Consider the following 12,524-nt stretch of genomic DNA (forward strand, 5'->3'; position numbering starts at 1 on the left):
CGGAATTTCTCTTTCGTTGGTAGGCTCGATTGGACTCGAACCAACGACCCCCACCATGTCAAGGTGGTGCTCTAACCAGCTGAGCTACGAGCCTGAAGAAACGAGATTATATGGAGCCCCACACTGCTTGGCAAGTACTTTTATGCATCGACTTTAAATTGCGCTTACCCACATCACTCACTCGCTTGCGCATGAGGAAGTGCGTTCATCAACTCATCATCGCGTCACTGCGTCAGCCTTTGCGCGACGCCCGCACGACACCCGTCACTTCGCCGAGCAGCGTGCAGGCCCGCTGAATTTGCGCCGCACTCGACACCTCGACGGTGAACTGCATGAACGCGGCATTGCGTCGAGTTTGGGTCTTCACTCCGATCACATTCATTTTTTCTCGCGCGAACACTTCGGATATATCGCGCAGCAAACCCTGGCGGTCCGTCGCCTCGATCGAGAGGTCGACCGGATACACCGATTGGCCGCGACCGCTCATTACGTCCGCTGACCATGCCGTTTGCAACACACGCTCCGGTGCACGTTCGGCCATGCGCAAAAACGTCGGGCAGTCGCTGCGGTGAATCGACATGCCCTTGCCGCGCGTCACAAAACCGGAGATGTCGTCAGGCGGCGCCGGACGGCAGCATCGAGCGAGCTGCGTGAGCAATGCGTCGACACCGACCACTAGCACGCCAGTCGACGCACCGCGCGCCACGCTCGCGCCACTACTGCGCTTCTCGAATTGCTCGGGTACTTCGACCACCGGTTCCGGCGGCGGCGCATCGTGCAGCGCCTGCTCGACGAGCCGCAGGCTGAACTCTTCCTTGCCGACGACCGAGAACAGATCGTCGGTAGTCTTGAAGCCGAGTTTGGCCGCAAGCTGATCCAGATTCACCGAGGTCTTGCCCTCGCGCTGCAGGGTCTTTTCGACCATTGCGCGGCCGCTCGCAATGTGCTCCTGCAACTCGACGGCATTAAACCAGGCGCGCACTTTCTGGCGCGCACGCGGACTATGCAGGTAACCGAGTTGTGGATTGAGCCAGTCACGCGACGGCCCACCTTCTTTTACCGCGACGATTTCCACCGTCTGGCCGTTCTGCAACTGGGTGTTCAGCGGCACCATGGCCCCGTCGACGCGCGCTCCGCGGCACCGATGCCCCAACTCGCTATGCAGGTGATACGCGAAATCCACCGGCGTCGCACCATGCGGCAACGCGATCACGCGCGCCTGCGGCGTGAGCACGTAGATGTGGTCGTCGTCGAGCGTGGCCTGGCGCAATTGCTCCCACGGCTGCGCCGCGCGCTTCTCGCCGTGCTCGCCTTCGGACACGTCGTCTTTCCACGCGAGCAGTTGGCGCAACCACGCGATCTTCTCGTCGTACTTCTCATTCGCGGCGAACTGGCCGCCGTACCCGCGCGTGCCGGCTTCCTTGTAACGCCAGTGCGCGGCCACGCCGTACTCGGCGAACTGATGCATGTCGTGCGTGCGGATCTGCACTTCGAACGCGCGGCCGTCGTCGCCGATCACCACCGTGTGCAGCGACTTATAGCCATTTGGCTTTGGCCGCGAGATGTAATCGTCGAACTCTCTCGGCACCGGTTGCCACAGGTTGTGCACGATGCCGAGCACCGTGTAGCAATCCTTGATGTCCGGCACGATCACGCGAAACGCACGCACGTCGTACAGTTCGGCGAAGTCGAGTTCCTTGCCGCGCATCTTGCGCCAGATGCTATAGATATGCTTGGGCCTGCCGCTTACTTCCGCGCGAATGTTCGCGGCGGCAAGTTCCTGCTGCAGGCGTTCAATGGCCTGCGCAACATAGCTTTCGCGTTCAACGCGCTTCTCATCCAGCAACTTCGCGATGCGCTTATAAGTCACTGGCTCTTCGAAGCGGAACGCAAGGTCTTCGAGTTCCCACTTCAACTGCCAGATGCCAAGGCGGTTCGCGAGCGGCGCATAGATATCGAGCGTTTCGCGCGCCACATCCGGCGACGGCGTGAGCTTCGCCGCCGCGTAATAACGCAGCGATTGCAGGCGCGACGCGAGGCGTATCAGCACTACGCGAATATCCTGTGCGAACGCGAGCAGCATCTTGCGCAGCGCCTCGACCTGCGCGCGCCGCGCGGCCTGCGCATCACGCCCCGCTTCAGGCATGGCGTTCTGTGCAGCGCGCAAGCTCACGGTGCCGAGACGCAGCAACTTGCGCACGTCGCCGACGAGTTGCGCGACTTCTTCGCCGAAGTTGTCGGCGATCACGCGCTCGGGATCTTGCAAATGCGGCGTCAATGCGAACAACGCCGCCGCCAGCACGGCCGGCGGATCGACATTCAGCGTGCGCATGATCGACGCGGTGCCCGCCGCATGATCGGCGAGAGACTCGCCCGACGACAGCCGCACCTCGCCCGCATGACGACGCACGAATGCCATCGCTTCTTCGAAAGACGGAAGAGGGTTTGGCGTGCTCGTAGCGGTTTCGGTATTCATGGTGCGGCGGCCCACCGGGCCCTGGCAAATCAACGGAATTTCAACAGCAACTGCCTGGTTTTGCTTCGCTCAGCTCCGCTGCGCCGCGACGACGACGATCTCAACGAGGCACTTCGGGTTGGCGAGCTTCGCCTCGACGGTCGCGCGCGGCGGCGTCGCACCTTGCGCTACCCACTCGTCCCACACCGCGTTCATGCCGGCGAAATGCTCCATGTCCGAGATGTAGATCTGCACGGACAGCAAATGCGATTTATCGCTGTTTGCCTCGGCTAGCAGGCGGTCGATATGGCCGAGCACTTCGCGCGTTTGTCCCGTGATGTCCTGGTCTGCGTCTTCGGCGATCTGGCCGGCAAGATAGACCGTGCCGTTGTGCACGGCAATTTCGGAAAGACGCTTGCCGACATGGTGACGAATGACTGCCATGAAGAATCCTGAAGTAAGTAGAAGAAGATTGACTAGGATGCGCTATGCATGACGCGTTAGAGCGCCACGCGCAACTGCATATTATGACGCGTCGCCGCCATTGCCGATAAAGAACCGCTCCGCAATGTCGATCTGATCCGCCGAAAGAAACGCCGGCGCGTGCCCCACACCGCTGATCTCGACGCTCGACACCGCATGCCCCGTCTCGACCATCCTCGCGACTGTTTCACGCGACAGCAGATCGGAAAGCTCGCCTCTCACCACTAGCACCGGCCCTTGGAACGACGCAAGCGAATGCCATAGCGCCGCCTCGCCTCGCTTCGCGGTTTCTTCCGTGGTCGCGGCAAAGGGCTGCGCAATGCGCGGATCGTAGCGGAACAGCCATGTGCCGTTCTCTTCGCGAATCAGCGGCGTATTGATCTCGCGCCACTCTTCCGCCGTGAGCGGGCCGAAGCTGCGCGCGAGGAACGCCGCGTGATCGATGCCTTGCCGCAGCGAGTCGAAGCGCACGGGCTTGCCGAGATAATCGCCGATACGCTTGACGGCCTCCGGCTCCAGATGCGGACCGACGTCGTTCAGCAACAGCTTGCGGATAGGCGTGTCCGCGAGACCCGCGAGGCCGAGCCCGATCAATCCGCCCATTGACGTGCCGAACCAGTCGACCGTTTCCACGTTCAGCCGCGCAATGAGCGTCACCATGTCGGCGACATATTGCGGCACGCTGTATAAGTTTGGGTTGGCGAGCCACGAAGACAAGCCCCGGCCCGCCACATCAGGACAGACCACACGGTAGGTACCGGCGAACCGCGCCGCTAACCGGTCGAAGTCACGCCCCGAGCGCGTCAAGCCATGCACGCACAACAGCACCCGCGGATTGTCCGGATGGCCCCACTCGGTGTAGGCAATACGATGCAGGCCCGCGGCGCTCGCGCACTGCACATAACGTTGGCGCGGCGCGAGCCGCTCGCCGGCGAAAGCTGTCGTTGCGGTCATCTGTGGTCCTTGCAAAAGCTCTGTGCATATGGCCCGTGTGCACCGTAACGCGGCGCGAAGAAACAGGCGACGAATCTTCAAGAGATTGCTTCGAACGATTGTAAACCGCTTTGCCGCGTGACAAGGATCGGCCAGAAGGCATAAGACGGACGCAGCAAAACCGCGAGCCGCAAAAAAAAGCGGACGAGACTCCCGCCTCGCCCGCCTTTCCCACCATTCTCGCCGCCGTGGCCGACGCACATGCGTCAGCCCGGCAGCAGACCCGACAACGCTGATCAGCTCACCGCGCTCACATCGAGCGGCGCGCCCGTCTTCGCCTTGATTTCGTCGACGCTCACGCCAGGCGCCAGTTCAGTCACCTTCAGGCCGTCGTCGGTGACTTCGATCACGCCGAGGTCGGTGATGATCTGATCCACCACGCCCACGCCCGTCAACGGCAGCGTGCATTCTTCGAGAATCTTGTGCTGATCGCCCTTCGCGACGTGCTCCATCAGCACGACCACGCGCTTGACGCCCGCCACAAGATCCATTGCGCCGCCCATGCCCTTGATCATCTTGCCGGGGATCATCCAGTTCGCGAGGTCGCCCTTCTTGCTGATCTGCATGGCGCCCAGAATGGCCAAGTTGATGTGGCCGCCGCGAATCATCGCGAACGAATCCGCCGACGAGAAAATCGACGAGCCCGGCAGCGTGGTCACCGTCTGCTTGCCCGCGTTGATGAGATCGGCGTCCACTTCGTCTTCGGTCGGCGACGGGCCAATGCCGAGCAGGCCGTTTTCCGACTGCAGCCATACTTCGACACCCGGCGGCACGTGGTTCGCCACCAGCGTCGGCAAGCCGATGCCGAGGTTCACATAAAAACCGTCCTGCAATTCCTTCGCCGCGCGCGCGGCCATTTCGTCACGAGTCCATGCCATGATCAGTCTCCTTTCGCGCGGACGACGCGTTGTTCGATGCGTTTTTCCGGATGCGCATTGAGCACGATGCGCTGAACGAAGATGCCAGGCGTATGAATCGCGTCCGGATCGAGCTCGCCTACCTCGACGATTTCCTCGACTTCCGCGACGGTGATCTTGCCCGCCATCGCGCACATCGGATTGAAATTGCGAGCCGTGCGGCGATAGATCAGGTTGCCCGACTTGTCGGCCTTCCATGCCTTCACGAGCGCGATGTCAGCCGTCAGCGAATGTTCGAGCACGTAGTGGTTTTCGCCGAACTGGCGGGTTTCCTTGCCTTCGGCGATCAGCGTGCCGTAGCCGGTATTCGTGAAGAACGCCGGGATGCCCGATCCGCCTGCGCGCAGTTTCTCGGCAAGCGTGCCCTGCGGCGTGAATTCGAGTTCGAGTTCGCCGGCCAGATACTGGCGCTCGAACTCCTTGTTCTCGCCGACATACGAGGAGATCATCTTCTTGATCTGGCGCGTTTCGAGCAGCAGACCGAGGCCAAACCCGTCGACACCCGCGTTGTTGCTGATGCAGGTAATGTTTTGCACCTTGGTGTCGCGCAGCGCAGAGATCAGCGCTTCGGGAATGCCGCACAACCCGAAGCCGCCGACGGCGAACGTCTGACCGTCCTTGACGATGTCTTTCAGCGCCTCGGCGGCGCCTGGATAGACTTTGTTCATCAGTATGTCCCTTCCTTTATGGAAACCTGAAACCGTTTTCTTGCGGCTCGTGTGACGCGCTCGGGCGCGGCCCGACACGTCATTCTAGTCATCCGGCGGGTGCAATGCGCTAGCCTGTTTCACGCTTCGCGCAAACGCCGCCACGGACGCCTCACCGCGTTCTCATGTGCCCGAAAGAGTACGCTGCGTGCGCCATACGGCACAATACGCAAAAATACATAAGTACTTGCCGCCAGCCCATGCCCGCACTGGATTACCAAACCGCTTTTCATCTCGCGCCGATCGGGCTCGTGCTGTCGCGTGAGCGTATTATCGAAGACTGCAATGACGAACTGGCGTCCATCTTCGGCTGTCCGCGCGAGGCGCTGCTCGGGCAGTCGTTCCAGATTCTGTATCCGTCGGCGGACGAATTCGAGCGGATAGGCGCACGGATTCCCCCCATCATGACCGCCCAAGGCAGCTATGCCGACGACCGCATCATGAAGCGCGCCAACGGCGAACTGTTCTGGTGTCATGTGACGGGCCGCGCGCAGCGGCGCACCGACCCGCACGCGGCGGGCGTCTGGACTTTCGAGGATCTGAGCGCGACGCGGCGCGTGGCGGTCGAGTTGACGCCCCGCGAGCGGGAAATTGCCGCCCAACTGGTGACGGGCAAAACCAGCAAACAGATTGGACGGGCGTTGGAAATCAGCCCACGCACCGTCGACGTTTATCGCGCCCGCTTGATGCGCAAATACGATACGGGTAACGCTACTGAACTGTTGCAGCGTCTGCTCGGGCATTGACTGCCGCAGCCGCGGCGCGCGACACCGCTTTGTGCGAAGTCGAGGTAAGAGGCGAAACGATAAAGCGAGGCCTTCAGGCTGAGGCCTCGCGCTGCGCGGTCATGCAGTAATAAACGGCGAACTTATGCGGCCGGCTCTGCCGCTTTCACCAGCGCGGCGCGCTCGATGGTCTCGCGCAACAAATCAGGAACCGGCACCGACTTGCCGGCCGCGTAGTCGATCCACACGCAGCGGGCGGCGCCGCGCGCATAGACGGTGCTGGGATCGTCTGCACGCACGAGTTCGAAGCCCGTGTCGAAACTGCTGCGGCCGGGCGTCGCCACGGTCATGCGGCCGATCACGTCGCCGGGATAATGCAGTTGCTTGAGAAACTCCATCGACGCGTTCACGATCACCGGCCCCTGTCCATCCGCATTGCTGCCGGCGAGGCCGAGCTGCTCGAACCAGGAGATACGCACCTGCTCCATGTAGCGGAAATAGACCGTGTTGTTCACATGGCCGAATGCGTCCATGTCACCCCAGCGGATAGGCATCGACATCTCGAAAACTGCGTGAAAATCGCTCATCGTGCTTCTGCTCTTCTTACTTCTCAAAAGATTGGTCAAGGATCGAGTCGGGTAAAACCGTGGCCATTCCGGCCGATGCCTGCACCTTAGCGCAGACGTTTCGTCGGCAGAAGGCCCGCGCGCGTAAAAGAGCTTCTTCGAAACTGCGTTAATCGCCTGGCGCGTTGGGACGATGCCAGGCGTACCGCGCCGAATCCCGGTGATTGCGCGTCAACTCATAAGCCGGCGATCAGGCTAGACCGAACCCGTCGTCGGCGGCGATTACCGAGCCGTTGATGAACTGCGATTCGTCCGCCGCCAGCAACAGCAGCAATCCGTCAAGGTCCTCAGGCTTGCCGACGCGATGGCGCGGCAGCATGGACACGAGCTTTTGCCCCTGCTCGGTCGACCAGTGATGATGATTGATCTCCGTGTCGATATAGCCCGGGCAGATCGCGTTCACATTGATGCCGTGCTTGCCCCATTCGAGCGCCATGGCTTTCGTCATGTGGACGACTGCCGCCTTGCTCATTGAATAAAGGCCGATCTGGGGCAATACGCGCAAGCCGGCCATCGACGCAATATTGATGATCCGGTACGACGGTTTCTGCGCATTGTTGCCGCGCATGATCATGCGCTTGGCCACTTCCTGCGCGACGAAGAACGCGCCGCGAGTGTTGGTGTCGAACACATATTCGAAGTCGGCGGGCGTGACTTCCGACAGCTTCTGCGTAGTCGACACGCCCGAGTTGTTCACCAGAATGTCGATGGTGCCCGCCTCGGTCTCCGCATGGGCGACCGCGGACTTGATGCTCTGATAATCGGTCACATCCAGCGAAACGACGTGCGCCGCGCCGCCCGACGCCTCGATTTCGGCGCGCAGTTCCTTCAGGCGCTCGGTTCGCCGGCTCGCCAGTACGACTTTGGCGCCCGCCTGCGACAACACCTGAGCAAAGCGCTTTCCCAACCCGCTCGAGGCGCCCGTGATGAGCGCGACTTTGCCTTCCAGATTGATCGAACGGCCCATTGTCGTTCCTTGTTCGGTTGTAGTTACGAATGAGGTTGTCGGTCGCGGTCCGACCCATGCTCGGGTCAATACCGCAGCATATAAATAGAACGCTCGTGCTAATCTCTGCTGATCGGGTTGCGGTGCAAGAGACCATCGCCCACAATACGATCCCGAAAAAAGCATTCTAACGGTAAGAGGAGCATCAATGACCCCCGCAAGTCTCATTGAGCAGTACGGCCCGCGCGAGTCGATGGAATACGACGTCGTGATCGTCGGCGGCGGCCCGGCTGGCTTGTCCGCGGCGATCCGCCTGAAGCAGCTGGCGGCCGACAAGGGCGTCGAGCTTGGCGTCTGCGTGCTGGAAAAAGGCTCGGAGATCGGGGCGCACATCCTCTCGGGCGCGGTCATGGACCCGCGCGCGTTGAATGAACTGATCCCCGACTGGAAGGAAAAAGGCGCGCCGCTCGACGTCGAAGTCACCGAGGACCGATTCCTGTTCCTCTCGGAAACCGGCGCGAAGAGCGTGCCGAACTGGGCGCTGCCCGATAACTTCAAGAACCACGGCAACTACGTGATCAGCCTCGCCAACGTCACGCGTTGGCTGGGCCAACAGGCCGAAGCGCTCGGCGTGGAGATTTTCCCGGGTTTTCCGGCTGCGGAGGTGCTCTACAACGACGACGGTTCGGTAAAAGGCGTCGCCACGGGCAATCTCGGCATCGGCAAGGACGGCCAGCCGACTGAAAACTTCCAGCTCGGCATGGAACTGCACGCGAAATACACCCTTTTCTGCGAAGGCGCGCGCGGGCATCTCGGGCGTCAGCTGAACGAGAAGTTCAGGTTGCGCGACGGCGTCGATCCGCAGGTCTACGGCATCGGCATCAAGGAATTGTGGGAGATCGATCCGTCGAAACACAAGCCGGGGCTCGTCATGCACACGGCCGGCTGGCCTTTGCAGACGGACACGTACGGCGGCTCGTTCCTCTATCACATGGACAACAACCAGGTGGTGGTCGGCTTTGTGGTCGGGCTCGGCTATACGAATCCGTATCTCTCGCCGTTCGAGGAATTCCAGCGCTACAAGACGCATCCGGCAATCCGTCATTTCCTGGAAGGCGGCAAACGCGTGTCGTATGGCGCGCGTGCAATCACTGCGGGCGGCCTGATGTCGCTGCCGAAGCTGGTATTCCCCGGCGGCGCACTGGTCGGCGACGACGCGGGCTTCCTGAACGCATCGCGGATCAAGGGCTCGCATGCGGCGATCAAGACCGGCATGCTCGCCGCCGATGCCGCCTTTGAAGCCGTGCAGGCAGGCCGCACGAGCGACGAGCTCACGGCTTATCCCGAGTCGTTCAAGACGTCGTGGCTACACACGGAGCTCTACAAGGCCCGCAACTTCAAGCAGTGGATGAGCAAGGGCCTGTACCTCGGCACGTTGATGGTCGGCATCGAGCAGAAGCTGCTCGGCGGAAATGTGCCGTGGACGCTGCACCATCAGCATTCCGATCATGAGATGCTCAAGCCCGCGTCGCAATGCACGCCGATCACATACCCGAAGCCGGACGGCAAGCTGACCTTCGACCGGTTGTCTTCGGTGTTCATATCGAACACGAATCACGAAGAGAACCAGCCGCCTCACTTGACGCTCAAAGATCCCACGGTGCCGGTGAACGTGAACTGGCAGACGTATGCGGGTCCGGAGTCGCGTTACTGCCCGGCGGCCGTGTATGAGTTCGTGAAAAACGACGACGGCAGCGAGCGGCTGGTAATCAACGCGCAGAACTGCGTGCACTGCAAGACCTGCGATATCAAGGACCCGACGCAGAACATCGTGTGGGTGACACCTGAAGGCGGCGGCGGGCCGAACTACCCGAACATGTGAGCGGCGCTTCGCCTTCGCAACATAGGCAGACGACCTCTGCGTTGCGAAGGCAAGCAGCGAAGGCCACCCCAAGGCCATCCGCCAAGGCCACCGTTTAGCCGCGCACCATTCCTTCGATACGCGCACACACTTGTGCCACCACCGGTGCCCAGGCGCCCACCGCCGGTTGCCGGAACAGTTCGATCGAGTCGTACCAGGGCGTAACCGGCGCCCCCACTCCCCAGAACCACGCCGATACGTGATCGATCATCAAGCACGTCGGTACGCCGAGCGCGCCGGCCAGATGGGCGGGGCCACTGTCGATCGTCACCACCAGATCGAGATTCGCCAGCAGCGCGGCGACGTCGTCGAACCCGGCTTCAAAGTACTGAGTAGGATCGACGACGTCGAAGCCCATTGCACGCCATTGCGCGACCGTCTCGCCGCGTCCTGGCGACAGCGCGAAGTAGGTGACGCCGGCCACGTTCAGCAACGGCTCCAGTTGCTCGATTGGCACCGAGCGCCGCGCATCGCGGATATGGTCCGGATTTCTATTCCACACGAGTCCCACTTTGCGATTACCGGGCTTGCCGTCGACACAGGCTTGTACCCACCGCTGCCACGGTTGCAGACGTTGCGGGTCCGCGCTCAGATAAGGCGCGCCCCAACCGGCCGCCTCGACAATGCCTAGACGCAAGGGCAAGCTCATCAACCCGCAATGAAAATCAGGCCGCGTTTCGAGGCTTGTTTCATGCCGGAGGTCGGCAGGCAGCGTCCGTTCGAACAGATGCCGCAACGGCCCGTCGTGACCGAAGATCACCTGGCCGCCCTCACGCCGCGCACGCTCGGCGAGCAGCGGCAGAAAGCGCACCGCCCACAAGCAGTCGCCGTTGCCTTGCTCGCCGTACACGACGAGCGTCTTGCCCGCCAGCGACTCTCCCCGCCACGGTGCGCTGATCGCGGCAAGCGCGTGCTGCGCGTTATTCAGATCGCCGGCGAACGCAAGGCGCGACTCGTAGAGCGCCCAGCCCTCGGCGAAACGCCCGCTGCGGATCTGGAGTTCGGACAAATCGAACAACGCATGCGCGTTATCCGCGGACACCGCTAGCACCTCATGAAGGAGCGCTTCGGCTTCCGTAAAACGCGCCTGCTCCTTGATGCACAACGCCAGTTTATGAAGCGCGATCGGATTGCCCGGCACGAGGCGCACCGCTTCACGCAGCAAATTCTCGGCAGTCGCGAAATCGTTACGATGTTGGACGGCCGCGGACCGCCAGATCAATGCGTTGGCATCGGCGGGGTTTTGGGAGAGCAGCAGTGCCGTGGCGGACTCGACAAGCACCCAATCGCGCACGATGAAGGCCGTCTGCGCGATAGTGTGGAGGAGCGTCGGCTCACAGGCTGGATCGGCCCGATACGCGCGTACGAGCGCCCCGAGGGCTTCGCGTTGCAGCGCTTTGTCGCCGCCCGCGTGTTGCAGCAGCGTCTGGCCGAACGCGAGACAGTCGTGCGCGACCGCGTGCGGCGCCGCGGCGCGTGCCCGCAACGCCGGGAGAATGTTGTCCGCCGGCTGGCTGGATAGCTGATTCATGCGAAAAGCGCAGTTCGCGCAATGCGATTGAAACGCGCGAACCGCGTCCTTTACGGCGCGCTTGCTGCGATCTTCGGCGTACTCACCGAAACGTCGCCACATTGCGCGCGATGGCGCAACGCATGGTCGATCAGCACCAGCGCAAGCATGGATTCCGCGATAGGCGTGGCGCGAATGCCGACACACGGGTCATGCCGCCCGAACGTCTCGACAATTGCCGGTTGCCCCGCTTTGTCGATCGAGCGGCGCGGAGTACGAATGCTCGACGTCGGCTTGATGGCAATCGACACGGTAATGTCCTGGCCTGTGGAAATACCGCCAAGCACACCACCCGCGTTATTGCCGACAAAGCCTTCGGGGGTGAGTTCGTCGCCATGCACTGAGCCGCGCTGCGCGACGCTCGCGAACCCCGCGCCGATCTCAACGCCCTTCACCGCGTTGATACCCATCATGGCGTGAGCAATGTCCGCGTCCAGCCGGTCGAACAACGGTTCGCCCAGACCGACGGGCACACCCGAAGCCACCACGTTGATGCGGGCGCCAATCGAGTCGCCCTCTTTGCGCAGCGCGTCCATATACGCTTCGAGCTGCGGCACGATGTCCGCGTTCGGCACGAAGAACGGGTTCTCGCGCACATGCGTCCAGTCGACGAACGGCACGTCGATCTCGCCAAGCGCGGCCATGTAGCCACGAATTTCAGTGCCGAATTTCTCACGCAACCATTTCTTTGCAACGGCACCGGCTGCTACCGTAGGCGCTGTCAAGCGCGCCGACGAACGGCCGCCGCCGCGGTAGTCGCGAATACCGTACTTTTGCCAGTAGGTGTAGTCGGCGTGGCCGGGACGAAACGTGTCCACGATGTTGCCGTAGTCTTTACTGCGCTGATCCGTATTGCGAATCAGCAGCGCAATGGGTGCGCCCGTGGTGGTCCCCTCGAACACGCCCGACAGGATCTCGACCTTGTCCTCTTCCTGACGCTGTGTGACGTGGCGCGACGTGCCCGGCTTGCGGCGGTCGAGTTCGAGCTGGATGTCGGCTTCGGTCAGCGCCATGCCCGGCGGGCAACCGTCGATGACACAGCCGATAGCCGGGCCGTGCGATTCGCCGAAGGTCGTGACAGTAAAAAGCGTACCGAGCGTGTTGCCGGACATGGGCGTCGTCCAAAGGAATGCGGGGAAGACGCTATTATGCCAGCCCCTTGCCGCCCGGGACGACGCCGC

11 protein-coding genes and 1 tRNA gene are annotated in these 12,524 nt (G+C 62.1%); 2 read left to right on the top strand and 10 right to left on the bottom strand.

From position 1 onward, the window contains the following. Positions 1 to 17 precede the first annotated feature (17 nt). The 6 genes from OH764_RS11555 to OH764_RS11580 all read right to left on the bottom strand — a co-directional run bounded on the left by OH764_RS11555 (position 18) and on the right by OH764_RS11580 (position 5,516). A tRNA-Val gene (locus OH764_RS11555) sits at positions 18 to 94 on the bottom strand. 138 nt (positions 95 to 232) lie between these two features. Next, complete coding sequence (locus tag OH764_RS11560; protein WP_498846889.1) at positions 233 to 2,476, bottom strand: RelA/SpoT family protein; 2,244 nt, start codon at positions 2,474 to 2,476, stop codon at positions 233 to 235. A gap of 69 nt (positions 2,477 to 2,545) precedes the next feature. Then, positions 2,546 to 2,899 (bottom strand): RidA family protein, encoded by a 354-nt coding sequence (locus OH764_RS11565; protein ID WP_027776596.1) that lies wholly within the window; start codon positions 2,897 to 2,899, stop codon positions 2,546 to 2,548. 81 nt (positions 2,900 to 2,980) lie between these two features. Continuing rightward, a complete protein-coding gene (locus OH764_RS11570; RefSeq protein ID WP_498846890.1) occupies positions 2,981 to 3,892 on the bottom strand; it encodes an alpha/beta fold hydrolase in 912 nt (303 codons plus the stop codon). Positions 3,893 to 4,167: 275 nt separating this feature from the next. After that, positions 4,168 to 4,809: a CoA transferase subunit B gene (locus OH764_RS11575; protein ID WP_020069522.1), complete on the bottom strand. Its 642-nt coding sequence runs from the start codon at positions 4,807 to 4,809 to the stop codon at positions 4,168 to 4,170. A 2-nt stretch (positions 4,810 to 4,811) separates the two neighbouring features. Beyond that, positions 4,812 to 5,516 carry a CoA transferase subunit A gene (locus OH764_RS11580; RefSeq protein ID WP_498846891.1) on the bottom strand — a complete coding sequence of 235 codons (705 nt, stop codon included), beginning with the start codon at positions 5,514 to 5,516 and terminating at the stop codon, positions 4,812 to 4,814. 239 nt (positions 5,517 to 5,755) lie between these two features. Here OH764_RS11580 and OH764_RS11585 point away from each other — a divergent pair, with 239 nt between their 5' ends. Continuing rightward, positions 5,756 to 6,301 carry a LuxR C-terminal-related transcriptional regulator gene (locus OH764_RS11585; RefSeq protein ID WP_020069520.1) on the top strand — a complete coding sequence of 182 codons (546 nt, stop codon included), beginning with the start codon at positions 5,756 to 5,758 and terminating at the stop codon, positions 6,299 to 6,301. A 122-nt stretch (positions 6,302 to 6,423) separates the two neighbouring features. Here the strand turns inward: OH764_RS11585 and OH764_RS11590 are convergent, their stop codons facing one another. Both OH764_RS11590 and OH764_RS11595 read right to left on the bottom strand, forming a co-directional pair. After that, positions 6,424 to 6,867, bottom strand: a complete 444-nt coding sequence (locus tag OH764_RS11590) for an acyl-CoA thioesterase (RefSeq protein ID WP_020069519.1) — start codon at positions 6,865 to 6,867, stop codon at positions 6,424 to 6,426. Positions 6,868 to 7,096: 229 nt separating this feature from the next. Further along, entirely contained in the window at positions 7,097 to 7,873 is a 777-nt protein-coding gene (locus OH764_RS11595) for an SDR family oxidoreductase (RefSeq protein ID WP_006052429.1), read from the bottom strand. A gap of 187 nt (positions 7,874 to 8,060) precedes the next feature. On the opposite strand from OH764_RS11595, the gene OH764_RS11600 reads away from it, so the two are divergent. Further along, positions 8,061 to 9,734 (top strand): electron transfer flavoprotein-ubiquinone oxidoreductase, encoded by a 1,674-nt coding sequence (locus OH764_RS11600; RefSeq protein ID WP_498846892.1) that lies wholly within the window; start codon positions 8,061 to 8,063, stop codon positions 9,732 to 9,734. Between the two features lie 94 nt (positions 9,735 to 9,828). Here the strand turns inward: OH764_RS11600 and OH764_RS11605 are convergent, their stop codons facing one another. Both OH764_RS11605 and aroC read right to left on the bottom strand, forming a co-directional pair. Further along, positions 9,829 to 11,304, bottom strand: a complete 1,476-nt coding sequence (locus tag OH764_RS11605; RefSeq protein ID WP_498846893.1) for a tetratricopeptide repeat protein — start codon at positions 11,302 to 11,304, stop codon at positions 9,829 to 9,831. A gap of 50 nt (positions 11,305 to 11,354) precedes the next feature. Beyond that, positions 11,355 to 12,455, bottom strand: coding sequence for a chorismate synthase (gene aroC, locus OH764_RS11610; protein WP_498846894.1), 1,101 nt, complete (start codon positions 12,453 to 12,455; stop codon positions 11,355 to 11,357). Positions 12,456 to 12,524 lie beyond the last annotated feature (69 nt).

This window comes from Burkholderia sp. M6-3 (assembly GCF_050858985.1).
Lineage (GTDB): Bacteria > Pseudomonadota > Gammaproteobacteria > Burkholderiales > Burkholderiaceae > Paraburkholderia > Paraburkholderia caledonica.